This window comes from Actinomadura sp. WMMB 499 (assembly GCF_008824145.1).
Lineage (GTDB): Bacteria > Actinomycetota > Actinomycetes > Streptosporangiales > Streptosporangiaceae > Spirillospora.
Genome location: NZ_CP044407.1, coordinates 3,575,774 through 3,597,810, shown reverse-complemented (window position 1 = coordinate 3,597,810; position 22,037 = coordinate 3,575,774). Strand labels below are relative to the sequence as shown.

Sequence of the window (22,037 nt, the reverse complement as noted above, 5' to 3'; positions counted from 1 at the left end):
CGCCGCCGCGCCCGCCGGGGTGCCGCGCGTCCTGCCGGATGCGTTAGCCGCGCGCGGGAAAGACCGGGCCCTGGTCGGTCCAGGTGACGCCCTTGTTGCGGCACAGGCAGAAGGGGTGGCCGATCGGGTCGGTGTAGACCCGCCAGCCGTACCCGTCGGGGCCGATGAAGTCCTGCTCCAGCGTCGCGCCGAGGTCGAGGACGCGGCGCTGCTCGGACTCGATGTCGTCCACTTCGAAGTCGAGGTGGAACTGCTTCGGGTGCTCGCCGTCGGGCCACCGCGGGGCTCGGTAGTCGTCCACCCGGATGAAGGCCAGTTCGATCTCACCGAACCGGATCCCGGCCCAGTCCGCGGTGCTGTCGGCCTTGATCGGGCGGCTCGTCACCCCGGCGTAGAAGGCCGCCAGTTTCATCGTGTCCGGGCAGTCGATGATGAAATCGGTGAGACGCAGCATGCCTGCGATCCTGTCACAAGCCCCGAGAGGCGGAGGGTCCGGCCGGACACCCGCTCGCAGCACGACCGGCGGCGCCGGACCCGGCGCGGCGGAGCGATTCCGCGGACGGGCCGGATCCGGCCGTGCCGTCCTCCCGATGCCGTGCCTCCCGCGGAGGGGCGTCCCCGAGGCGACGTCCGGCACCCGCACCGGTCACGCGGAGACGATCGCGCTGGTCGGCACCTCCCCGACCGTGTCGCGCCGCGTACGGGCGGCGACCTGGAGTGACGGTATAACGATCGGCGTTAATAAGCGGCCGCTTATTGGCGCGGCGTCAGTAAGTCGCTAGTGTGTCGCCAGCTTCACAGTGAGCGGGGACGTGCGGAGGAGGTGACGGTCATGGTCACGGCAGGTCTCTCGACGCGGCTCCGGACGGGGATCGCGGCGCGCGTCCGCTCGTTCCTCGGCGAGGTCGGCGAGCTGTTCGTCATCGCCCTCGAAGGGCTGCGGCGAACCTGGGACGTGCGGACCTGGGGCTGGGAGTTCGCCGAGCAGTCCTGGTTCCTTGCCCGGGTCACGAGCGTGCCGGTGATGCTGGTGTCGCTGCCGCTCGGCGCGACGGTCGCGTTGCAGGTCGGCCAGCTCGCGTCGCAGCTCGGCGCGCAGTCCTCGACCGGCGGCGCGGTGATCGTCGGGCTGGTCCGGGAGGTGGCGCCGATCGCGGCCGCGCTGATCATCGCGGGCGCGGGCGGGTCGGCGATGACCGCCGACATGGGCGCCCGCCGGATCCGGGACGAGCTGGCCGCGATGGAGACGATGGCCGTCAATCCCGTGCACCGGCTCGTCACCCCGCGACTGTGGGCGTCGAGCATGGTGGCGATGCTGCTGGCGTCGCTGGTGATCGTGTCCGGGGCGGCCGGAGGGTTCGTGTTCAACGTGCTCTTGCAGGACGTCACGCCCGGTGCGTACTTCGCGGGCGCGGTGTCGCTGCTGCAGACGTCCGACCTGCTGGTCACGCTGCTGAAATCGTGGCTGTTCGGCCTCATCGCGGCGGCCGTCGCCTGCTACATGGGAATGAACTGCGCGGCCAGTCCCGTCGGGGTGGGACGCGCCGTCAACCGGGCGATCGTGGTCGCCTTCATGCTCGTGTTCGCCCTCAACTACGTGATCTCGACGGTGTACTTCGTCGCGTTCCCGCCCACCCACTGATGGCCGCCCCGGTGTCCGCGCGCAAGAGCGCCGAGCGGCTGTCGGCGGCCGGGTCCGCCGCGCTCCAGCGCAGCGGCGACCTCGCCCAGTGGCCCGTGTTCATCTGGCGGGTGCTGCTGTACTCGGTGCGCGACCTGATCCTGCGCGGCAAGTACGCCAAGACGGTCGCCCGGCACGTCAGCGACATCGTCGTCGGGGCGGGCGCGACCGTCGTCGGCGGCGGCATGATCTTCGTGATCTTCACGATGGCGTTCTTCGTCGGCACCGAGGTCGGCCTGCAGGGCTACACCGGGCTGGAGTCGATCGGCGCCGAGTCGTTCATGGGGCTGGTCGGGTCGTTCGCGAACGTACGCGAGATCACCCCGGTGATCGCCGCGACGGCGCTGGCGGCGCAGTGCGGGTCGGCGTTCACCGCGGAACTGGGCGCGATGCGGATCTCCGAAGAGATCGACGCGCTCGAGGTGATGGGCATCGGCTCGTTCGCCTACCTGGTGTGCACCCGCGTGGTGGCCGCGCTGATCGCGCTCGTCCCGCTCTACCTGATCGCGCTGTTCGCGAGCTTCTTCTCCACCCGGTGGATCAGCACCGAGTTCTTCGACCTGGCCCCGGGCGTCTACGACTACTACTTCACGCTGTACCTGCCGACGATCGACCTCGTCTACAGCGCGATCAAGGTCGGGGTGTTCGCCTTCGCGGTGATCACGATCCACTGCTACTACGGCTACTACGCGAGCGGCGGCCCCGCCGGGGTGGGGCGCGCGTCCGGACGCGCGATCCGGCTGTCGATCATCACGATCGTCACGCTGAACCTGCTGCTCTCCTACGTCTTCTGGGGCAACGGAGCGACCGTGAGGTTGACCGGATGAACCACGAAATCCCACTGCGGCGGGCGCTGCTCATCTCGGTGCTGACGCTCGTCCTGACGGCGCTCGGCGTCGGCCTGCTGGTGGCCCGTCCGTTCCAGGCGGAGGGGCTCCGGCTGACCGCCGTGTTCGGGCAGGCCGGGCAGGGCCTCGGCGACGGCGCGCCCGTCAAGGTGCGCGGCGTGACGGTCGGCTCGATCGAGCGGATGGAGCTCACCGGGGACGGACGGGCGCGGCTGACGCTCCGGCTGGACCCGGGGGTCCGGGTGCCGGAGTCGGTGTCGGCGTCGATCGAGCCGCTCTCGGCGTTCGGGCCGAAGTTCGTCGAGCTGACGCCGGGCGCGGGCGAGCGGAACGGCCCGTTCCTGGCGTCCGGCGCGACGATCGAGCGGACGTCCGCCGCCGAGGACCTGTCGGACCTGCTCGCCCAGGCCGACGCGACGCTCAGCGCGATCGACCCGACCGAGGTCGCGACGGTCGTCGACGCCGTCGCGCAGGGACTGAACGGGCAGGGCGTGCGGCTCGGCGAGACGATCGACCAGGTGTCGGTCCTGACGGACGTCGCGCACCGCCGCCGCGTCGAGGCGCGCCGGTTCCTCGCCGACGCCGCCGGGCTGACCGGGACGCTCGCCGCGTCCGGCAGCGGCGCCGACCTCGTCGCCATCAACGGCGACGCCAACACGCTGATCGAGGAGACGGCGGCGGGCGGCACCGGACGGCTCGGGGCGTTCGCCGACGAGCTGTCCGAACTGTCCGGGTTCGTCTCGCACGGGTTCGACAAGCGCGGCGGGCAGCTCGGCGAGGCGTTCCGCTCCGGCGAGCGCGCCGCCGCCGTCATCTACGCCCAGCTCGGCCTGGTCGGGGACGGCGTCCGCACCGGCGGCCGGCTGCTCCCCCTCTATGGGGAGCTGACGTCGCTCGCCGGCCCCGAGGGCAAGAACTACATCCGCACGCAGGGCCTCCTGCCGACCGACCCGTGCCGGCTGATCGTCGGCGTCTGCGAACCGGGAGGCCACTGACATGGCGGGCCCGAACAAGCCGAACGCGCGCAGGCGCGCCCGCATCGGCCTGGTGGTGCGGCTGGCGGCGTTCGTGACGGTGACCGGGCTGCTCACCGCGTTCATCGGCGCGCAGATCGCCCGGCTGAGCTTCGCCGACGGCTGGACGGTGTCGGCCACCTTCGACGACGCCAGCGGCCTCGCCGTCGGCGACGAGGTCAAGATCGCGGGCGCCCCGGTGGGCCGGGTCGAGGAGCTGAAGATCGTCGACGGCCGCGCCAAGGTGCGGATGCACGTGAACGAGTCCGTCAGCGTCCCGTCCGACAGCGAGGCCGCGATCCGCTGGCGCGACGCCATGGGCAGCCGCGTCGTCTACCTCATCCCCGGCACGAGCCCCGAGGAGATGCGCCCCGGCGCGCACATCACCCGCACCCGGTCGGTCGTCGACGCGGGCGCCCTCATCGACCAGCTCGCGCCGCTCACCGAGAGCATCGACCCCACGCAGGTCAACACCGTCCTGGTGTCGCTGGCGCAGGCGCTCAACGGCAACGCCGCCGAGATCGACAAGCTGATCGTGAACGTCGACCGGCTGTCGTCCACGATCGCGGCGCGCCGTGCCACGCTCAAGCAGATGCTGGCCGACTACGCCACCATCACCGAGATCATCGCGCGCCGGGACCAGCAGATCGGCAAGGCGGTCGACGGGCTCGTCGACCTGAGCGGGGCGTTCGCCGACAACCGCAAGCTCGTCGACGAGGCCATCGTCGAGCTCGCCACGATGGCCCGCACCTCCGACGCCGTCCTGACCGGCAACAGCCGCGAGCTGTCCGCCGTCGTCGCCCGGCTGTCGGAGCTGACGTCCGGGGTGCGGCGCAACGTCGGGACGCTCGCGGACGTGCTCGGGACGGCGTCGCCGAAGCTGCAGCGCATCTTCGCGGCCACCGACAACGGCACCTACATCGAGGCGGCCATCCCCTGCCTCAGCCTCGCCGCCCCGCCCTGCCCGTACCCGACGAAGCTGCCGGGCGGGCGCGAGCCCGGGACGGCCGGGGCGTCCGGGACGTCCGGCGGGACGCAGCCCGCGGCCTCGACCGGCGGCCGCGTCCGCATCGACTCGGCGGGGGCGCTGCGCCACCTGCTGGTGGGAGGCGCCTGATGCCGCTCGGCTCGCTGCGCGACCGCAACCGGATCACCGTCGGGCTCGTCTCGTCCGGCACCCTGCTCGCGCTGGTCGCCGCCGTCTACCTCATCGGCACCGAGGGCCTGCTCCTCAACCGCTACACCGTCACCGGGGTGTTCGCCGAGACCGGCGGGCTGAAGTCCGGCGACGAGGTGCGGGTGGCGGGCATCCGCGCGGGCGAGGTCACCGCCGTCGAACCCGACTGGGGCAAGGGCAACGTCCTGGTGACCTGGGAGGTGGACTCGGGGGTCGACCTCGGGCCCGCGACCCGCGCGGACGTCGAGGTCGCGAGCGTCCTCGGCGGCCGGTACCTGCGGCTGTCCGGCCCGGTCACCACCCCGCACCTGGCCGACCTGTCGGACGAGCGGCGCCGCGTCCCGCTCGACCGCACCGGCACGCCCGCCACCATCAACGACGTCCTGAACCGCTCGACCGAGACGATCACCCGCCTCGACACCCGCTCCATCGACCGCATCCTCGGCGAGCTGAACGGGCTGTCCGACGACGACCGCGGCCGGCTCAGCCGCACCCTCACCAACCTCGCCGACCTGGCGCGGACCGTGAACGAGTCCGAACCGCAGATCGAGAAGCTGCTGACCAGCGGCGACCAGGTGCTCGACCTCGCCCGCACCAAGGAACGGCAGCTGTCCGCGCTGCTCAACAACGTCCGGCTCATGCTGGACGAGCTCGAACGCCGCAAGACCGAGCTGTCGACGTTCCTCGGCAGCGGCGGGCGGACGGTCGCCACGCTCACCCGGCTCATCGACAAGCAGCAGAAGCAGCTCGAGACCGTCATGTCCGACCTGCAGGGCACCCTCGGCACCCTGCGGCCGGCCACCGGCGACTTTAACGAACTGCTCGCCTGGGCGGGCCCCACCCTCAGCGGCCTCTCCAGCGTCGGCGGGCGCGGCCCCTGGCTCGACGTCGTCTCCACCGGCCTCGGCCCGCTGTCCCCGAAGGACCTCGCCGAACTCGCGAAGATGAACCCCGAATCGCCCGCGAACGGAGGACGGCCATGAGACGCCTCATCGCGGCCGCCGCCACCCTCGCCCTGCTCGCCGCGACCGGCGGCTGCGCGCTCGTCCCCGGCGAAGGCAAGATCCGGCTCACCGTCTACTTCGCCAAGACGACCTCCCTGTACGAGCAGTCCCGCGTGCGGATCATGGGCGCGGACGCCGGCAGCGTCGTCTCCATCCGGCCGGAGGAGAACCGGGTCCGGGTGGAGCTGGAGGTCGAGGAGTCGGTGCCGGTCCGCCGCGACACCCGCGCCGCGATCGCCTCCGCGAACGCGCTCGGCGAACGCTTCGTCGTCCTGCACCCGCCGTGGCAGCCCGGCGCGCCCAAGGCCCCGTCCGGCATGGTGATCCCGCAGGAGCGGACGAAGCTGCCGGTGGAGATCGACGACGCGCTCGCCGCGTTCGCCCGGCTCAACAAGTCCATCGACCCGAACCAGCTCGGCGACGCCGTCGGGCGCGGCGCCGAGGACCTGCGCGGCCGCGGCGGCGACATCAACGACGCGCTGCGCGGCACCGCCGACCTCACCGAGAACCTCGCCGCCCAGGACGAGCGCATCGTCTCCCTCGCCGACGGGCTGCGCACCCTCGCCACCGAGCTGAACTCCCGCGACAAGCGGCTCGGCGAGCTGATCGACTCGTTCTCCACGGTCAGCCGGTCGCTCACCGAGGAACGCGCGCGGCTCACCGAGTTCATCCGCGGCCTCGCCGCCGCGATCCGGGAGAGCCGCGTCCTCGTCACCGCCTACAAGGAGACGCTGCCGAGCACCGTCTCCGACCTGTCGAACATCGTGCTGACGCTCAAGTCCAACGCGGGGTCGCTCAACCAGGCGATCGAGGCGCTCGGCACCTTCGCCGACGTCGCCATCGACGGCTGGGACCGGGAGAACCACGTCGCGACCATCCGCGTCGTCGTCCACGGCACCCTCCGCGCCTGGCTCCAGCCGCTGTTCGACGCCATGGGCTGGGGCACCGTCCCCTGCCTGGAGGGCCAGCCCGCGCTCGCGAACTGCACGGAGGGGCCGCGATGATCACGCGAGCCGCACTGGCGCTCGTCCTGCTCCTCACCGCCTGCGGGTGCACCCTGCAGACCATCGGCGCCCCGCAGGGCGACATGCGCCTCACCGCGAAGTTCGACGACGTGCAGAGCCTCGTCGTCGGGCACAGCGTGCAGATCTCCGACATCCGCGTCGGCACCGTCGTCGGCGTCGAACTGTCCGGGCACCGGGCCGAGGTCACGATGTCGCTCAAGGACGACGTCCGGGTGCCCGTCGGCACCACGGCGGCGATCGCGAAGACGTCCCTGCTCGGCGAGAACTACGTGCGGCTGCAGCCGCCCGACGGCGCGAGCGCCGGGCCGTTCCTGGCGTCCGGCGCGGCGATCGACCGGACGACCGTGCAGCCGGACCTCGAGCAGATCAGCGCCCGCCTCGGCCCCCTCCTCGCCGCGCTCGGCGGCCAGGAGATCTCCACGATCTCCCGCGAGTCGGCCACCGCCCTCGGCGGCCGGGGGCAGCGGCTCAACGTCCTCATCAAGAAGGCCGCCGAGACGTCCGACTCCTACGCCGCCGCCAGCGCCGACCTCGGCCGCGCCATGGACGACCTCGCCCGGCTCGGCCACTCGCTCCGCGCCGGCAGCGACACCATCGACGCACTGCCGGGCAACATCGCGCTCGCCACCGAACGCCTGCAGAACGACCGGGCGCAGGTGAAACGGGCCGTCCAGGAGCTGACGAAGCTGGGCAAGTCGGTCAACAGCAACGTGCAGGTCCGGCACGCCGAACGCCTCGCCACGCTCCTCAAGCGCGCCGACAGCCTGCTCGCCGCCGCCGTCCGGGGCGGCGACGACCTCAAGGAACTCGCCAACGCCGTCCTGGGGTTCCTGCGCGGGCCCTCCGTCTCGCACAGCGGGCAGGCACTGCTGTTCCTGTGGATCAAGGGCTTCCTCCCGCAGCCCGGCACCACCGCCCACACCACCCAGCGGCAGCCGTGGCACCTGATGGGACCCCGCCCATGAAGCAGCCCCGCATCGTCATCAACCTCGTGTTCTTCGCCGCCCTCGGCGTCATCCTCGCGATCTGGGCCGTCCGCAGCATCATCAGCATCGACGCCCTCGAACGCCCGTACCACGTGACCGTCCAGTTCGCGACGTCCCCCGGGCTCCGCGCCGACCAGGAGGTCACGCACCTCGGCGTCCACGTCGGCACCGTCGGCGGCGTCGAACTGCGCGCCGGGCACGTCGACGTCCGGCTCGACCTCGACCGCGGGACGGACGTCCCCGCCGGTGTCGGCGCCCGCGTCCTGCGCAAGTCGGCGATCGGCGAACCGTACATCGAGCTGACCCCGCCGTCCCGTCCGGGCGGCGACGACCTGAGCGACGGCGACCGGATCCCCGTCGCCCGCACCGAGTCGACCGTCGACTACCAGCAGCTGTTCGCCGGGCTCAACGACACGCTCCGCGCCGTCGACCCCCGCGACGCGCAGACGCTCGTGCACGAGGCCGCCGCCGGGCTGGAGGGGCGCGGCACCTCCATCAACGCGATCATCGGCGACTCGCACCAGCTCACCAGGACGCTCGCCGCCGACGCCGGAACGCTCGACGCCCTCGCGGTCGAACTCACCCGGCTCACCTCGACCCTCGCCGACCGCCGCCAGCCGCTCGCCTCGGGCGTCAACGACCTCGCGACCGTCACCGCGACGATCCGCCGCGAGCGCGAACACCTCGAGACCGTCCTCGACGACGGCCCCGGCGCGATCGCCGGCGTCAACGACCTCCTGCAGAAGTCCCGCCCCGGCCTCGGCTGCCTGCTGACCGCCGCGGCCGCCCCGTCCCCGCCCCTGCTCACCGCGTCGAACTCGGCGAAGATCCGGCACGTCCTCGAGAGCGTCCCGACCCTGAACGCCCTCGTCACCGACATCACCGCCCGCGACGCCACCGGCCCCTACCTGCGCGTGACGCCCGTCATCACCGTCGGCGGCAGCAACGCCCCGACCGAGTACGCCGACCCGCGCCCCCATCCGAAGCCGGCCGAACTGACCCTGTGCGCCCCGCCCGGCGGGTCGTCCGGCGGGGAGTCCGGCGACGGGGACGAACGGGACGCCGCCGACCGTGCGGCGTCCGGGTCGCGGTCCACGCCCGGCGCGAACCCCGCGATGTCGTCGCGCCCGGTCGACGCGGCGGACGAGCCGTCCGGCGGCGGGTTCCCCCTGTGGCCGCCGGTGCTGGGCGCGCTCGTCCTGCTGGCCGTCGCCGCCCGCACCCTGCGTACCGTGCGGGCCCGCAAGCAGAAATGACCGAGAGGGAGGCACCGATGTCAGCCGACGTCGAGACCGCCGAGGCGGACCGCGAAACCCCGACCACCGACACCTCCGACGCATCCGCCGCGAACGCCGAAGAGGCGAGCGCCGAGCCCGCGGGCGCGAAGCGCACGGATGTGGATGATTCGGACGCAGAAGGGGCGGACGCGGAGGAGGCGGTGACCGCGCAGCCGGATTCCGCGGGCGACGGGGAAGCGGGTGCGGACGTCGAGAACGTGAAACCCGAGCGCAGGACCGCCAAGGCCACGGACGCTGAGGGCAAGACCGCTGAAGGCAAGACCGCCGAGGGCAAGGGTGCCGAGGACGCCAAGGGCTCTAAGGGCTCCGAGAACGTCAAAGGATCCAAGGACGTCAAGGACGCCAAGGGATCCGAGGACGCCAAAGGCTCCGACACCGAGGCGAACGGCGCGGACGGCGCGGACGGCGCGGACGGCGTGAACAGCGCGGACGGTGAGGACTCCCGGGGCGGTTCCGGGAGCGCGGACGCGGACGCGGGCGCGGACGGCGGCGGGAAGCGCGCGGGCCGGGGGCGACCCGGACGGGGGGCGCTCGTCCGTGCGGCGGGGGCGCTGGTCCTCGCCGCGGCGGTCGCGACCGCCGGGCTGCAGTGGTACCGGGCGGATCAGGCCGCGGGCGAGGAGGTCGCGCGGGCCGCGGTGGAGAAGCGGGCGGGCGAGTTCGGGCAGGCGCTGCTCAGCTACGACCACGAGCACCTGCAGGACGCCCGGAACCGGGTGCTGGCGCTCTCGTCGGAGGACTTCGCCAAGACCTACGACGTCGCGTTCACCGGCGGGCTCGAGGGCGTCATCACCAAGCTCAAGGCGGACGCGTCCGCAACCGTGCGGGCCGTCTACCTCGGGGACGTGGACGAGTCGAGCGCGCGGGCGATCGTCGTGCTGGACTCGGAGGTGCGCAGTTCGGCGGGCACCCGGCGGGTCCTGGGCTCGCACCTGGACATGAAGCTGGAGCGCAAGGACGGCGCGTGGCGCGTGAGCGAGGTGACCTCGATCGGGGCGGCGCAGGAGACGATGACCGACCCCGAAGGACGCCAGCAGGGCAGCGGCGGCGGGGCGGTCGTGCCGACGCCGGGAGCGTCGCCGGCGGAGTGAGCGCTCAGCGGACCGGGCGGCGGCGACGGGCGGTGAGCAGGTGGCCGGTGACCCGGCGGACGGTGGCGAACGGCCTGTCGCCGAGGAGCATGCGCGCGGCCGTGCGCAGGGTGGAGGCGGACGCGGTGTCCGGGGAGCCGCTGTCGAACGGCGGCTGCGGGTCGTACTCGATGAGCAGCTGCAGCGCCTTGGCCGTCCGCTCCCCGTGGACCTCGGCGGTCAGCGCCAGCGCCATGTCGATACCGGCCGAGACGCCCGCGCCGGTGACGACGGGGCCGTCGAAGACGACGCGCTCGGCGACCACGTCGACGCCCATCGCGCGGAGGTTCTCGCGCATGCCCCAGTGCGTGGTGGCGCGGCGGCCTTCGAGGAGGCCCGCGGCGGCGTAGAGGAAGGCGCCGGTGCAGGCGGAGGCCAGCCGGTCGGCGTGCGGGGCCGCGCGGCGGATCCAGCCGATGAGCGCGGGATCGGCGGCGGCATCGAGGGAGGCGGTCTCGCCGCCGCCGGGAACGACGATGACGTCCGGGCGCGGGGCCGTCTCGGGCGTGCAGGAGGGGACGACCGTGAGCCCGACGTCCGCGCGGACGGGGCGCGGGGACGTCGCGAGGAAGTGCACGCGGGCGTCCGGCCAGCGGCTGATCACCTCGTAGGGGCCGACGAGGTCGAGGGCCGTGAACCCGGGATAGAGCACGTAGACGATGTTCACCGGGTGTCCTCCTCGGGCGCGTCCCCGCCGAGCAGGGCGTCGATGATGGCGCCGGCGGTGCCGCCGTCGGGCAGCGGGGCCAGGATCCGGCACAGCGACGGGGCGGCGCCCGACGGGACGGGATTGTCGTCGGCCATGCGCGTCTCCCCGGAGAGGAACCGGTGGCCCCCGCCCCCGTCCGGCGCGGTACGTGCGGGGGCGGGGGCCGCCGGAGTCGGTGTGCCGCCGACCACGAGCCTAGAGGCAAATTGGCGCGATGCCAATAGCTATTGGCGGTCCGCCAATAAGATGGCAGCGCCGTGGCCCCGGCGGGCGCCCGCCGGGGCCACGGAGAGGGGGATCAGGGCTGGGTGAAGGTGTACGAGGCGGTGACGGTGGCGGACGACGGGCACAGCCAGCCGCTCGTCCGGTCGACGGTCTGCTCGGTGAAGGCGGCGGTGACCGGGAAGGTCTCGCCGCCGGAGTAGGAACCGGTGATGTCGCCGCCGAAGGTGCAGCCGATGGCGCTCATCTGGAAGCCGTCGAAGCTCGCGACGCCGCCGCTGAGGCTGCCGCTCCAGGGCAGGCCGACGGGGGTGACGGTGACGCCGCAGCCGCTGACGGAGGCGCTGGTGACGGTGAGCGTGCCGTCGGTCGCGACGGTGCCGCTGAGGGTGGAGTCGGTGCACGTGGCGGCGATGCCCGCGTCGATCACCATGTCACCGGCGAGGGTGGCGGTGAAGTCGCCGGCCGGCCAGGCCAGCGCGGGGGTGGCGGTCATGGTGACGGTGAGGGCGGCCGCCGCGGTCGTCGCGAAGAACGCGGCCTTCTTGCTGATGCGGGACAAGGGGGTCCTCATTTCGGGGACGTGGGCGTCGCGCCTGCACCCGAAGGAATGGGGTGGGAGTCCGCGCTCCGTCGGCTCGTCCGTCCGTGGCCGGGGGATCGGAAGAGACGCGGCGAATCGGGACGGGCCGGACATCCGTCGCCATCGGCGGCTGCCGGCCATCTGACTAGAACGCGTTCTACTCACACCATAGGCAAGGCCCGCGGGGCGGTCAACGTCCGAAAGATGCCGATATTGTCGCCGTCCTTTGGCATTTATCTGGAGTCATTTATGTGACTCCTGTGATGAGTGTGGCGACAATGTTAAATTGTGGCATTCGGTAGCCGGTGCGTTGACCGTCCGGCGGGCCCTGAAACGATTTACGAGAACCTGTTCCAGGCCGCCCCGGGGCGGCGAGCGTCCCGGGGCGGCGCGGGCGTCAGGTCTTCAGCGCCTCGGACGGCTCCTCCTGCGGCCCGCGCTTGAAGTAGGCGCGGGTCTCCCGCAGGACGAGCGGGCTCAGGATGAGCAGGCCCACGAGGTTGGGCAGTGCCATCAGCCCGTTCATCACGTCGGAGAAGTTCCACACCGCGGTGATCGTGGAGACCGACCCCACGTAGATCATCCCGATGAAGACCACGCGGTACAGGGGGACGGCCTGGCGGCCGAACAGGTACTCCGTGCAGCGCTCGCCGTAGTACGACCACCCGAGGATGGTGGAGGAGGCGAAGAACAGCACCCCGAGCGTGACGATGACGCTGCCCCAGTCGCCCGGCAGCCCCTCGTCGAAGGCGTACGCGGTGAAGGTGGCGGCCTCGGCCTCGCCGCCGATCTTCCAGGCGTCCGTCACGATGATCGCCAGCGCGGTGAAGCTGACGACGACCAGGGTGTCGATGAAGGTCTGGGTCATCGACACGAGCGCCTGCCGCACCGGGTGCGTGGTCTTGGCGGCCGCCGCGGCGATGCCCCCGGTGCCCAGGCCGGACTCGTTGGAGAAGATCCCGCGCGCGACGCCGTACTGGATCGCCGCCGCGATGCCCGCGCCGACGAAGCCGCCGGTGGCCGCCGTGCCCGAGAAGGCGTCGGAGAAGATGAGGCCGACCGCGCCGGGCAGCTCGCCGAGGTTGAACGCCAGGACGCCGAGCGCGCCGAGGATGTAGAGGACGATCATGATCGGGACGAACGCCGCGGTGATCCGGCCGATCACCTTGATGCCGCCGACGATCACCGCGGCGGAGACGAGCGTGAGCACGATCCCGGTGATCCAGGTGTGCAGGCCCCACTCGGCCTCGACGTTGCTGGTCACGGTGTTGGCCTGGACCATGTTGCCGATGCCGAACGAGGCGAAAACGCCCGCGATGGCGAAGAACCCGCCGAGGAACCAGCCGAGCCGGCCCTTGATCCCCTCGCGCAGGTAGTGCATGGGGCCGCCGCTCTGCTCGCCCGCCGCGTCCTTGCGCCGGAAGCGGACCCCGAGGAACGCCTCGCTGTACTTGGTCGCCATCCCGACCAGGCCCGTGCACCACATCCAGAACACCGCGCCCGGACCACCGAGGGCGATCGCGGTCGCGACGCCCGCGATGTTCCCGACGCCCACCGTGGCGGCCAGCGCCGTCGTCAGCGCCTGGTAGTGGGCGATGTCGCCCTCGCTGCCGGGGTCGTCGCTGCGCTTGATGAACGCGAGCCAGAAGGCGAGCTTGAAGTGCCGGAACTGGATGCCCCGCAGCAAGATCGTGAGATAGAGCCCGGTCAGCAGTAGTAGCGGAATGAGCAGCCACGGTCCCCAGACGAAGCTGCTCACGTCGGATAGGAAGTCCTCGATCGACTCCATGAAACCACCGCGTTCCGTGAGACGTGAGTTACTGGTGGGAACGTAACGTGCATTCCCGACTTTGTGAAGATCAGCCCGCAAACCGCCGGAGCATGTACCAGAAAGCGCCCGCCGCCAGCACTCCCATACCCGCGATCACGGACATGAACGGGAGAGCGAACGCGAGTGCCAGGCAGCCCGCGAGGCCGAGCACGGGGACGATCCGCGGCGGCCGCCCCTCGTCCGGTGCGAGCGTCCACGCGGCGGCGTTCGCGATCGCGTAGTACAGCAGCACCCCGAAGGACGAGAACCCGATGACCGCGCGGAGGTCGGCGGTCGCGGCGGCCACCGCGACGACGGCGCCGACCGCGAGCTCGGCCCGGTGCGGGACGCCGAACCGGGGGTGGACGGCGGCGAGCGCGCGCGGCAGGTGCCGGTCGCGGGCCATCGCCAGGGTGGTCCGCGAGACGCCGAGGATCAGCGCGAGCAGCGCGCCGAGCGCGGCGACGGCCGCACCGGCGCGGACGACCGGCGCGAGGCCCGCGAGCCCCGCCGCCTCGACGGCCGCCGCCAGCGGCGCGTCCGTCCGCGCGAGACCGCCGCCGCCCAGCACCGCCAGCGCCGCGACGGCGACCGCCGCGTACACCGCGAGGACGATGCCCAGCGCGATCGGGATCGCGCGGGGGATGGTGCGCGCGGGGTCGCGGACCTCCTCGCCGAGAGTGGCGATGCGCGCGTACCCGGCGAACGCGAAGAACAGGATCCCGGCGGCCTGCAGCACCCCGCCCGCGCCGGCGTCCGTGCCGGGACCGAGGCGGGCGGCGTCCGTCTCGCCGGAGGTCAGGACCGCCGCGACCACGGCGGCCAGCACCGCCAGGACGACCGCGACGATCGCGCGGGTGAGCAGGGCGGACTTGTGCACGCCGAGGTAGTTCACCGCGGTCAGCGTGACGACCGCCGCGACCGCGACCGCGTGCCCGTGGTCGGGCCAGACGTAGCGGCCGGCGGTCAGGGCCATCGCCGCGCACGAGGCGGTCTTGCCGACGACGAACGCCCACCCGGCCAGGTAGCCCCAGAACTCGCCGAGCCGTTCGCGGCCGTAGACATAGGTGCCGCCGGACGCCGGGTACCGTGCGGCCAGCCGCGCCGACGAGGTCGCGTTGCAGTACGCGACCGCCCCGGCCAGCGCGAGCCCGAGCAGCAGCCCCGGCCCGGCCGCGCGGGCGGCCGGGGCGAGCGCCGCGAAGATGCCCGCGCCGAGCATCGCGCCGAGCCCGACGACCACCGCGTCGAACGTCCCGAGCCGGCGGCGCAGCTCGTCCGGCGGTTCGCTCACGGGGTCCCCCTCGGCGGGTGCGCGGTTCGACGCCCGGAACCTACCCGGCCGCGAGGGGCCGGGACGTTAAGGGATCGGGGCCTGGACGTAACGCACGGGAGGCCGGCCCGGATGGACGACCAGTTCCGTGCCGGGCTCGCCACTGCGGAGCGTCTCCTCGATGGCGGCGGCGACCTCGTCGGCGCTGAGCATCGGGATGCCCGCGGCCTGGAAGCGGTCGCGCGCGCCCGCGGTGAGCGGGGTGTCGACGAGTCCGGGGCAGACGGCGGACAGCCGGATCCCCTCGCGCGACAGCGGGCCGGACAGCGCGCGGACCAGGCCGATGACCGCGTGCTTGGTCATCGTGTAGATCGGGTCCTGTTCGACGCCGTGCAGCGCGGCGAGCGACGCGGTGACCACGATCGAGCCGCCGCCGCCACGGCGCAGCACCGGGAGCGCCGCCCGCAGCCCGTAGGTGACCGAGTGCTGGTTCACCCCGACGACCGCCCGGTAGCGGTCGAGGTCGAGCGTCGCCGGGTCCTTGTCGGCGCAGTTCGTCCCGGCGTTGAGGACGAGCAGGCGGAGCCCGTCGCCCGCCTCCGCGACGGCGCGCTCCGACAGTTCGGGGTCGGTCAGGTCGCCCACCAGCGCGGTGCCGCCGATGGCGGCGGCCATGTCGGACACCCCGGGGTCGCGGTCGACGAGGACGCACCGGGCGCCTGCCGCGGCCAGCCGCCGGGCCGCCGCCGCGCCGATGCCGCCCGCCGCTCCCGTGATGATCGCTGTTTCGCCCATGCCGCGCAGCGTACTCAGCCGCATGTCGGGCACGCGGCGGCGGGGGCTCGCCGGGCGGGAGATCATCATTTTCCTCCTTATCGATTCCTACTCTTGACTCATTCAAGAAACTGGGACAGTCTTTCCGACGTGGCGAAGGCCTTGGACTTCCAGGAGATGCTGCGCGGGTCCGCGCTGCGCGTGACCCGTCCCCGGACGGCCGTGCTGAGCGCGGTGCGGGCGCATCCGCACGCGGACACCGACACGATCATCGGGGCCGTGCGCAGGCGCCTCCCGAAGGTCTCCCACCAGGCCGTGTACGACTCGTTGCGCACGCTGACCGCCGCGGGACTGGTGCGGCGCATCCAGCCGTCCGGCTCCGTGGCGCGCTACGAGTTGCGGGTCGGGGACAACCACCACCACCTCGTGTGCCGGGACTGCGGTGCCATCGCCGACGTCGACTGCGCCGTCGGCGAGGCGCCGTGCCTGACCGCGTCGGACGATCTCGGCTTCACGGTCGACGAGGCCGAGGTCGTCTTCTGGGGGCTGTGCTCCGACTGCTCGACCGCAGACAGTTCCTGATCTCCCACCCCTCCTGACACCCGGAAGGAAACGCATGGCCGACAACAACGCCTCCGACACCAGCGCGAGCGAGGGCGGCTGCCCCGTCGTGCACCGTGCCGCGCACCCGACGCAGGGCGGCGGCAACCGCGGCTGGTGGCCGGACCGGCTCAACCTGAAGCTGCTCGCCAAGAACCCCGCCGTGGCCAACCCGATGGGCGAGGACTTCGACTACGCCGCGGCGTTCAAGAGCCTCGACCTCCCGGCCGTGAAGCAGGACATCGCCGCCGCCCTCACCGACTCGCAGGACTGGTGGCCGGCCGACTACGGGCACTACGGCCCGCTGATGATCCGGATGGCGTGGCACAGCGCCGGCACCTACCGCGTCAGCGACGGCCGGGGCGGCGCCGGGGCGGGCCAGCAGCGTTTCGCGCCGCTCAACAGCTGGCCGGACAACGCGAGCCTCGACAAGGCCCGGCGCGTCCTGTGGCCGGTGAAGAAGAAGTACGGCAACAAGATCTCGTGGGCCGACCTGATGGTCCTGGCCGGCAACGTCGCGCTGGAGTCGATGGGCTTCAAGACGTTCGGCTTCGCGGGCGGCCGCGAGGACGCCTGGGAGGCGGAGGAGGACGTCTTCTGGGGCCCGGAGACCGGCTGGCTCGACGACGAGCGCTACAGCGGCGAGCGCGACCTGGAGAAGCCCCTCGCCGCGGTGCAGATGGGCCTCATCTACGTCAACCCGGAGGGCCCGAACGGCAACCCGGACCCGATCGCCGCGGCCCGCGACATCCGCGAGACGTTCGGCCGCATGGCGATGAACGACGAGGAGACCGTCGCGCTGATCGCGGGCGGGCACACCTTCGGCAAGGCGCACGGCGCCGCCCCGGCCGACGACGCCATCGGCCCGGAGCCCGAGGGCGCCCCGCTGGAGGAGCAGGGCCTCGGCTGGAAGAGCACGCACGGCTCCGGCAAGGGCCGCGACTCCCACACCAGCGGCCTCGAGGTCACCTGGACGCCCACCCCGACCAAGTGGGACAACAGCTTCTTCGAGACCCTCTTCGGCTACGAGTGGGAGCTGACGAAGAGCCCCGCCGGGGCGAACCAGTGGCGGCCCAAGGACGGCGCGGGCGCCAACACCGTGCCCGACCCGGAGGACGGCACGCTGAACCGGCAGCCGGAGATGCTGACGACCGACCTGTCGCTGCGCTTCGACCCGATCTACGAGCCGATCTCGCGGCGCTTCCTCGAGAACCCGGACGAGTTCGCGGACGCCTTCGCCCGCGCGTGGTTCAAGCTGACCCACCGCGACATGGGCCCGGTCGCCCGCTACCTCGGCCCCGAGGTCCCGACCGAGACGCTCGTGTGGCAGGACCCCGTCCCGGCGGTGGACCACGAGCTCGTCGACGCCGCGGACATCGCCGCGCTCAAGGCCCGGCTGCTCGACTCCGGCCTGCCGGTCTCGCAGCTGGTCGCCACCGCGTGGGCGTCGGCCGCGTCGTTCCGCGGCTCCGACAAGCGCGGCGGCGCCAACGGCGCGCGGATCCGGCTCGAGCCGCAGCGCGGCTGGCAGGTCAACGACCCGGACAACCTCGCGACCGCGCTCCGCACCCTCGAGGGCGTCCAGGAGGCGTTCAACGCCGAGCAGACCGGCGGCAAGCGGATCTCCCTGGCCGACGTGATCGTGCTCGGCGGCTGCGCCGCCGTCGAGGCGGCCGCCAAGGCCGCCGGCCACGACATCGAGGTGCCCTTCACCCCGGGCCGGACGGACGCGTCGCAGGAGCAGACCGACGTCGAGTCCTTCGAGGTGATGGAGCCCACGCACGACGGGTTCCGCAACTTCCTCATGAAGGGCAACCGGCTCCCGGGCGAGTTCCTCCTCATCGACCGGGCGAACCTGCTCACCCTGAGCACGCCCGAGATGACGGTCCTGCTCGGCGGCCTGCGCGTCCTGAACGTGAACCACGGCCAGTCGTCCCTGGGCGTCCTCACCGACACCCCCGGGAAGCTGACCAACGACTTCTTCGTCAACCTGCTCGACATGGGCACCGTGTGGAAGCCGGTGGACGAGGAGTCGGAGACGTTCGAGGGCCGCGACGCCGCGGGGAACGTCAAGTGGACCGGCAGCCGCGCCGACCTCGTCTTCGGCTCGAACTCCGAGCTGCGGGCGGTCGCGGAGGTCTACGCGAGCGACGACGCGCGCGAGAAGTTCGTCCAGGACTTCGTCGCCGCGTGGGACAAGGTCATGAACCTCGACCGGTACGAGCTCGCCTGAGCTCCGGCCGATCCGCGTGATCGGCGGCGTCCGGGACGGGTCTGCGAGGGCCGTCCCGGACGCCGTCCGGCGTCCGGGGGCGTGCGTGCGGGTTCGTGCTCGCGGGTGCGTGCGTGCCGGGTTCGTGCGTGCCGGGGGCGGCGGGCGTCAGGCGGCGGCCTGGCACCTGGGGCAGATGCCCCAGAACGTGACGTCGGCCTCGTCGACCAGGTATCCGGCGTGGTCCACGGGGTCCAGGCACGGCGGGTGGCCGACGGCGCAGTCGACGTCCTTGACCGACCCGCACTTGCGGCACACCAGGTGGTGGTGGTTGTCGCCGACGCGTCCCTCGAACCGGGCGGGGCTCCCGGCGGGTTCGATGCGGCGCACGAGCCCCGCCGCGGTGAGCGCGTGCAGCGCCTCGTAGACGGCCTGCAGGCTGATGTGGCCCACGCGCTCGCGGACGCCCGAGGCGAGCGCCTCGACGCCGAGGTGATCGCCGGCCCGGACGGTCTCGAGCAGCGCGACCCGGGCGGCCGTCACCCGCAGGCCGGCACCGCGCAGCTCCTGGGCGGTGGACGGTGGCTGGGATGCGGTCATTGAGTCAACCTAACTTCACAAATGTGAATGATTCAAGACAACGAATGATGCGGGCCGGGCACGGCCACATGTAACGTACCCGCCCGCATCAAGCGCCGACGCCACCCCCCAACGCCACAAAACCCTCGCGGTCAGCCGGTTCGATCGGCCGGTTCGATCGGCCGGTTCGGTCAGCCGGTGCGGACGTCCGTCCGGCGGTGCGGCCACCGGGCCTCGTAGCGCTTCGGGAGCCTGAGGCCGCGGTCGGCCATCACCGCGCGGAGCCGGTCCGGGCGGTCGGTGATGATGCCGTCCACACCGTCGTCGATGAGCTTGTGCATGGTGGCCGCGTCGTTGATCGTCCACGGCACCACCTTGAGCCCCAGCCGGTGCGCCCGGTCCACCATCGCCCCGGTCACGTAGGGCCGGTAGCCGGGGTCGGTGACCGTCCCGTCCTGCGGGAAGCCGTGCACCGGCGAGAACGTGGACGCGCCGAACGACTTGATCGCCCTGAGCGGGTCGCCGCCGAAGTCGTCGATGTCGATGCCGCCCAGCCACGGCGACCGTCCGGGCTGCCCGGTCTGGAGGAAGTCGTAGTTGGTGAGCGCCACCAGTTCCAGCCGGGGCTCCACCTCGCGCATCCGCATCAGGGCGCCCCAGTCGAAGCTCTGGATCGTCACCTGCCGCAGCATCCGGGCGCGGCGCACCTCGTGCGCGGTGATCCGCACGAACTGCTCGCGCGGCGCCGTCTCCTCCGGCGCCCCCGCCTCGACCTTGGTCTCGATGTTGAGCTTCACCCCGTAGGCCCGGTACCGGTGCACGAGGCCGAACACCTCGCTGAGCAGCGGCATCCGCGCCCCCGGGACGGGCCGCTGCGCCGGGTGCCCCGGATGTGTCAGCGAGCCGCAGTCCAGCGTCCACACCTGCCGCAGCGTCAGGTCCTTGACGTACTTGCCGACGTACGGGTACTCGGGGTCGCCGGGGAACGCGGGGCCGGTGTCCTCGCACTTGCTCCCGCTGACCCGCCGGTCGTGGGTGACGACCGCGTGCCGGTCCTGGGTGATCTGCACGTCCAGCTCCAGCGTGGACACCCCGAGCCGCAGCGCGTTGGCGAACGCCGCCGTCGTGCTCTCCGCGACCAGCCCGAGCCCGCCCCGGTGGGCCTGCAGGTCGAACCGCTCGCCGTGCCGGCCGCGGTCCCGCTCGCCGGCCTCGGCCGGAACGGCGATGCCGCCGGCCATCCCGCCCGCCAGGACGGCCGCCGCGCAGCCGCCCACCGCCGCTTTGCGCCACATCCTCATCCGTGCACTTCCTTCCGCGTGCTTCCCCCTCGCCAGGCGCCGCGCCGGGCGGCCACCACCCTCGACGCCGGTCGCTGCGCCCGTCCGTGCACCGGATGACGGACACGTGATCACCCGCTGAACAGCCGCCCGCGCACCGCATTCGCGGGGACTGTGACGCACGTGACTATCGCCCCTTTGGGGACATAAGTTGCAAAAGCCTCGCATCTGCGGTTTAGATGCATCGAGTGGGCATGGGTGAGCAGTTGGTGAGCAGGTGGTGAGCGGCGCGCCGGGCGCTCCGACGCGTCGCGGGTTCCTCGGGCTGGCCGGCGGGGCGGCGGGCGCCGTCCTGCTGGGCGCGTGCTCGTCCGGCGGCACGGCGGGGTCGGGCACGCCCGTCAAGGGCGGCACGCTGCGGGTCGCGTTCCCCGGGGCGGGCGCCAAGGAGACGATGGACCCGCACGCGCAGCGCGCGTTCATCGACATCGCCCGGCACAAGGCGGTCTTCGACAAGCTGGTGGACTTCGACGAGACGCTGCGGCCGGTGCCGCGCCTCGCGGAGCGCTGGGAGACCGGCGACGACGCCACCGTCTGGCGCTTCCACCTGCGCGCCGCCACGTTCCACGACGGCCACGTGCTGGACGCGGACGACGTCCTCTACAGCCTCGCCCGCATCCTCGACCCGGACGCCGTCGACCGGCGCGCGCGCGTCTCGCTGTCGGACATCGACCTGGAGCGTTCCCGCGCCGTCGGTAAGCGGGTCGTGGAGATCCGGCTCAAGCGGCCGAACGCCGAACTGGCCTCGCTGGTGGCGATGACCGGCACGGCCATCGTGCGGCGCGGCTACACCGACCCGTCCAAGCCGGTCGGCACCGGCCCGTTCCGCTTCACCTCGTTCACGGCGGGACGGTCGTTCGCCGCCGTCCGGTTCGACGACCACTGGGAGGGCCCCGCCCACCTGGACGAGCTGCGCATCCTCTCCGCCGAGACGGAGGCCCGCGCGAACGCCGTCCGGGCCGGGGAGGTCGAGTACGCGCACGAGATGACGCCGACGTTCGCCCGCGTCGTCGACAAGAGCCGGGACGTGCGGATCGTCGCCACCCCGCGCAGCGGCGCGATGGGCATCGCGATGAAGACCGACCGGCCCCCGTTCGACGACCCCGACGCGGCGATGGCCGTGAAGCTGCTCGCCGACCGCGAGCGGCTGGTGGAGGTCGTCCTCGGCGGGCGCGGCGCCGTCGGCAACGACATGTACGGCCTCGGCTACAACTACTACCCCCCGGACGTGCCGCAGCGCGGACGGGACGTCGCCGAGGCCCGCGCGCTGCTGCGCAGGTCGGGGGCGCTGAACAAGGAGGTGACGTTCTACACCTCGACCGTCGCCGACGGGTTCGTCGACACGGCGAACCTGTTCGCCGAGCAGGCGGCGGAGGCCGGGCTGCGCGTGAAGATCGTCAACGGCCCGCCGGAGACGTACTACACCGACCAGCTGGAGACCGGCATCCTCGGCAACCACCGCTGCGGCGCCATGCCGATCCCCACCTACATCAGCGACCGGCTCCTCACCGACTCCAAGCAGAACGCCACGGCCTGGAAGCACGGCGACTTCGACGACGCGTTCGGGGAAGCGCTGTCGATCACCGACGCGGCGGAGCGGACGGCCCGGTACGGGGCGCTCCAGCGGCGCATCCGGGACGAGGGCGGCCTGCTGCTGTGGGGCGTCCCCGAGTGGCTGAACGCGGTCTCGTCCCGCCTGCACGGGGTGAAGCCCGCGCCGCCCAACTCGGTGAACTGGGCGCGTTTCGACAGAGTGTGGCTGGCCTGACCGGT

At 72.6% G+C, this 22,037-nt stretch carries 21 protein-coding genes; 12 read left to right on the top strand and 9 right to left on the bottom strand.

The window, feature by feature from the left end; all coding sequences use genetic code 11:
• Positions 1–43: 43 nt before the first annotated feature.
• Positions 44–454 carry a VOC family protein gene (locus tag F7P10_RS15615; RefSeq protein WP_151010011.1) on the bottom strand — a complete coding sequence of 137 codons (411 nt, stop codon included), beginning with the start codon at positions 452–454 and terminating at the stop codon, positions 44–46.
• Between the two features lie 378 nt (positions 455–832).
• Between F7P10_RS15615 and F7P10_RS15610 the strand changes: the two genes are divergently transcribed.
• From F7P10_RS15610 to F7P10_RS15570, 9 genes are read left to right on the top strand one after another with little or no spacing between them, the layout of a single operon-like run.
• A complete protein-coding gene (locus tag F7P10_RS15610) occupies positions 833–1,642 on the top strand; it encodes an ABC transporter permease (RefSeq protein WP_151010010.1) in 810 nt (269 codons plus the stop codon).
• On the top strand, positions 1,642–2,508 hold the full coding sequence (locus F7P10_RS15605; protein ID WP_151010009.1) for an ABC transporter permease: 867 nt from the start codon (positions 1,642–1,644) through the stop codon (positions 2,506–2,508). The genes F7P10_RS15610 and F7P10_RS15605 overlap by 1 nt, the downstream gene beginning before the upstream one ends.
• Entirely contained in the window at positions 2,505–3,524 is a 1,020-nt protein-coding gene (locus tag F7P10_RS15600; protein WP_151010008.1) for an MlaD family protein, read from the top strand. Before F7P10_RS15605 ends, F7P10_RS15600 begins: the two co-directional genes overlap by 4 nt.
• A 1-nt stretch (position 3,525) precedes the next feature.
• A complete protein-coding gene (locus F7P10_RS15595) occupies positions 3,526–4,659 on the top strand; it encodes an MCE family protein (RefSeq protein ID WP_151010007.1) in 1,134 nt (377 codons plus the stop codon).
• Positions 4,659–5,702 (top strand): MlaD family protein, encoded by a 1,044-nt coding sequence (locus tag F7P10_RS15590; protein WP_151010006.1) that lies wholly within the window; start codon positions 4,659–4,661, stop codon positions 5,700–5,702. The genes F7P10_RS15595 and F7P10_RS15590 overlap by 1 nt, the downstream gene beginning before the upstream one ends.
• Positions 5,699–6,727, top strand: coding sequence for an MCE family protein (locus F7P10_RS15585; RefSeq protein ID WP_151010005.1), 1,029 nt, complete (start codon positions 5,699–5,701; stop codon positions 6,725–6,727). The genes F7P10_RS15590 and F7P10_RS15585 overlap by 4 nt, the downstream gene beginning before the upstream one ends.
• Complete coding sequence (locus tag F7P10_RS15580) at positions 6,724–7,713, top strand: MCE family protein (RefSeq protein ID WP_254716618.1); 990 nt, start codon at positions 6,724–6,726, stop codon at positions 7,711–7,713. Before F7P10_RS15585 ends, F7P10_RS15580 begins: the two co-directional genes overlap by 4 nt.
• Complete coding sequence (locus F7P10_RS15575) at positions 7,710–8,990, top strand: MCE family protein (protein ID WP_151010004.1); 1,281 nt, start codon at positions 7,710–7,712, stop codon at positions 8,988–8,990. The genes F7P10_RS15580 and F7P10_RS15575 overlap by 4 nt, the downstream gene beginning before the upstream one ends.
• 17 nt (positions 8,991–9,007) lie before the next feature.
• The gene (locus F7P10_RS15570) at positions 9,008–10,123 is read left to right on the top strand and encodes a hypothetical protein (protein WP_151010003.1); all 1,116 of its coding nucleotides are present in this window, start codon (positions 9,008–9,010) and stop codon (positions 10,121–10,123) included.
• 4 nt (positions 10,124–10,127) lie between these two features.
• Here the strand turns inward: F7P10_RS15570 and F7P10_RS15565 are convergent, their stop codons facing one another.
• The 6 genes from F7P10_RS15565 to F7P10_RS15545 all read right to left on the bottom strand — a co-directional run bounded on the left by F7P10_RS15565 (position 10,128) and on the right by F7P10_RS15545 (position 15,623).
• Positions 10,128–10,829, bottom strand: coding sequence for a DJ-1/PfpI family protein (locus tag F7P10_RS15565; RefSeq protein ID WP_151010002.1), 702 nt, complete (start codon positions 10,827–10,829; stop codon positions 10,128–10,130).
• Complete coding sequence (locus F7P10_RS42355; RefSeq protein WP_176611484.1) at positions 10,826–10,966, bottom strand: hypothetical protein; 141 nt, start codon at positions 10,964–10,966, stop codon at positions 10,826–10,828. Before F7P10_RS42355 ends, F7P10_RS15565 begins: the two co-directional genes overlap by 4 nt.
• A gap of 203 nt (positions 10,967–11,169) precedes the next feature.
• Positions 11,170–11,655, bottom strand: coding sequence for a hypothetical protein (locus F7P10_RS15560; protein WP_151010001.1), 486 nt, complete (start codon positions 11,653–11,655; stop codon positions 11,170–11,172).
• Between the two features lie 418 nt (positions 11,656–12,073).
• Positions 12,074–13,465 (bottom strand): sodium:alanine symporter family protein, encoded by a 1,392-nt coding sequence (locus F7P10_RS15555; RefSeq protein ID WP_151010000.1) that lies wholly within the window; start codon positions 13,463–13,465, stop codon positions 12,074–12,076.
• Between the two features lie 70 nt (positions 13,466–13,535).
• Positions 13,536–14,708 carry an APC family permease gene (locus F7P10_RS15550; RefSeq protein ID WP_151018061.1) on the bottom strand — a complete coding sequence of 391 codons (1,173 nt, stop codon included), beginning with the start codon at positions 14,706–14,708 and terminating at the stop codon, positions 13,536–13,538.
• 138 nt (positions 14,709–14,846) lie between these two features.
• Complete coding sequence (locus F7P10_RS15545; protein ID WP_254716617.1) at positions 14,847–15,623, bottom strand: SDR family oxidoreductase; 777 nt, start codon at positions 15,621–15,623, stop codon at positions 14,847–14,849.
• 87 nt (positions 15,624–15,710) lie between these two features.
• Between F7P10_RS15545 and F7P10_RS15540 the strand changes: the two genes are divergently transcribed.
• Positions 15,711–16,115: a Fur family transcriptional regulator gene (locus tag F7P10_RS15540; protein WP_151018059.1), complete on the top strand. Its 405-nt coding sequence runs from the start codon at positions 15,711–15,713 to the stop codon at positions 16,113–16,115.
• A gap of 34 nt (positions 16,116–16,149) precedes the next feature.
• Entirely contained in the window at positions 16,150–18,366 is a 2,217-nt protein-coding gene (gene katG, locus F7P10_RS15535; RefSeq protein ID WP_151009999.1) for a catalase/peroxidase HPI, read from the top strand.
• Between the two features lie 147 nt (positions 18,367–18,513).
• Here the strand turns inward: katG and F7P10_RS15530 are convergent, their stop codons facing one another.
• Complete coding sequence (locus tag F7P10_RS15530) at positions 18,514–18,945, bottom strand: Fur family transcriptional regulator (protein ID WP_151009998.1); 432 nt, start codon at positions 18,943–18,945, stop codon at positions 18,514–18,516.
• 170 nt (positions 18,946–19,115) lie between these two features.
• Entirely contained in the window at positions 19,116–20,225 is a 1,110-nt protein-coding gene (locus tag F7P10_RS15525; protein WP_151009997.1) for a glycerophosphodiester phosphodiesterase family protein, read from the bottom strand.
• 259 nt (positions 20,226–20,484) lie between these two features.
• On the opposite strand from F7P10_RS15525, the gene F7P10_RS15520 reads away from it, so the two are divergent.
• Complete coding sequence (locus F7P10_RS15520) at positions 20,485–22,032, top strand: ABC transporter substrate-binding protein (RefSeq protein WP_151009996.1); 1,548 nt, start codon at positions 20,485–20,487, stop codon at positions 22,030–22,032.
• Positions 22,033–22,037 lie beyond the last annotated feature (5 nt).

Excerpts from the sequence above, each read along its gene's own strand:
- F7P10_RS15525 (WP_151009997.1), bottom strand. The coding sequence starts at position 20,225 with ATGAGGATGTGGCGCAAAGCGGCGGTGGGCGGCTGCGCGGCGGCCGTC.
- F7P10_RS42355 (WP_176611484.1), bottom strand. The coding sequence starts at position 10,966 with ATGGCCGACGACAATCCCGTCCCGTCGGGCGCCGCCCCGTCGCTGTGC.
- F7P10_RS15540 (WP_151018059.1), top strand. The coding sequence starts at position 15,711 with ATGCTGCGCGGGTCCGCGCTGCGCGTGACCCGTCCCCGGACGGCCGTG.
- F7P10_RS15600 (WP_151010008.1), top strand. The coding sequence starts at position 2,505 with ATGAACCACGAAATCCCACTGCGGCGGGCGCTGCTCATCTCGGTGCTG.
- F7P10_RS15580 (WP_254716618.1), top strand. The coding sequence starts at position 6,724 with ATGATCACGCGAGCCGCACTGGCGCTCGTCCTGCTCCTCACCGCCTGC.
- F7P10_RS15610 (WP_151010010.1), top strand. The coding sequence starts at position 833 with ATGGTCACGGCAGGTCTCTCGACGCGGCTCCGGACGGGGATCGCGGCG.
- F7P10_RS15605 (WP_151010009.1), top strand. The coding sequence starts at position 1,642 with ATGGCCGCCCCGGTGTCCGCGCGCAAGAGCGCCGAGCGGCTGTCGGCG.
- F7P10_RS15530 (WP_151009998.1), bottom strand. The coding sequence starts at position 18,945 with ATGACCGCATCCCAGCCACCGTCCACCGCCCAGGAGCTGCGCGGTGCC.
- F7P10_RS15585 (WP_151010005.1), top strand. The coding sequence starts at position 5,699 with ATGAGACGCCTCATCGCGGCCGCCGCCACCCTCGCCCTGCTCGCCGCG.
- F7P10_RS15555 (WP_151010000.1), bottom strand. The coding sequence starts at position 13,465 with ATGGAGTCGATCGAGGACTTCCTATCCGACGTGAGCAGCTTCGTCTGG.
- F7P10_RS15545 (WP_254716617.1), bottom strand. The coding sequence starts at position 15,623 with ATGATGATCTCCCGCCCGGCGAGCCCCCGCCGCCGCGTGCCCGACATG.
- katG (WP_151009999.1), top strand. The coding sequence starts at position 16,150 with ATGGCCGACAACAACGCCTCCGACACCAGCGCGAGCGAGGGCGGCTGC.
- F7P10_RS15570 (WP_151010003.1), top strand. The coding sequence starts at position 9,008 with ATGTCAGCCGACGTCGAGACCGCCGAGGCGGACCGCGAAACCCCGACC.
- F7P10_RS15550 (WP_151018061.1), bottom strand. The coding sequence starts at position 14,708 with ATGCTCGGCGCGGGCATCTTCGCGGCGCTCGCCCCGGCCGCCCGCGCG.
- F7P10_RS15590 (WP_151010006.1), top strand. The coding sequence starts at position 4,659 with ATGCCGCTCGGCTCGCTGCGCGACCGCAACCGGATCACCGTCGGGCTC.
- F7P10_RS15615 (WP_151010011.1), bottom strand. The coding sequence starts at position 454 with ATGCTGCGTCTCACCGATTTCATCATCGACTGCCCGGACACGATGAAA.
- F7P10_RS15575 (WP_151010004.1), top strand. The coding sequence starts at position 7,710 with ATGAAGCAGCCCCGCATCGTCATCAACCTCGTGTTCTTCGCCGCCCTC.
- F7P10_RS15595 (WP_151010007.1), top strand. The coding sequence starts at position 3,526 with ATGGCGGGCCCGAACAAGCCGAACGCGCGCAGGCGCGCCCGCATCGGC.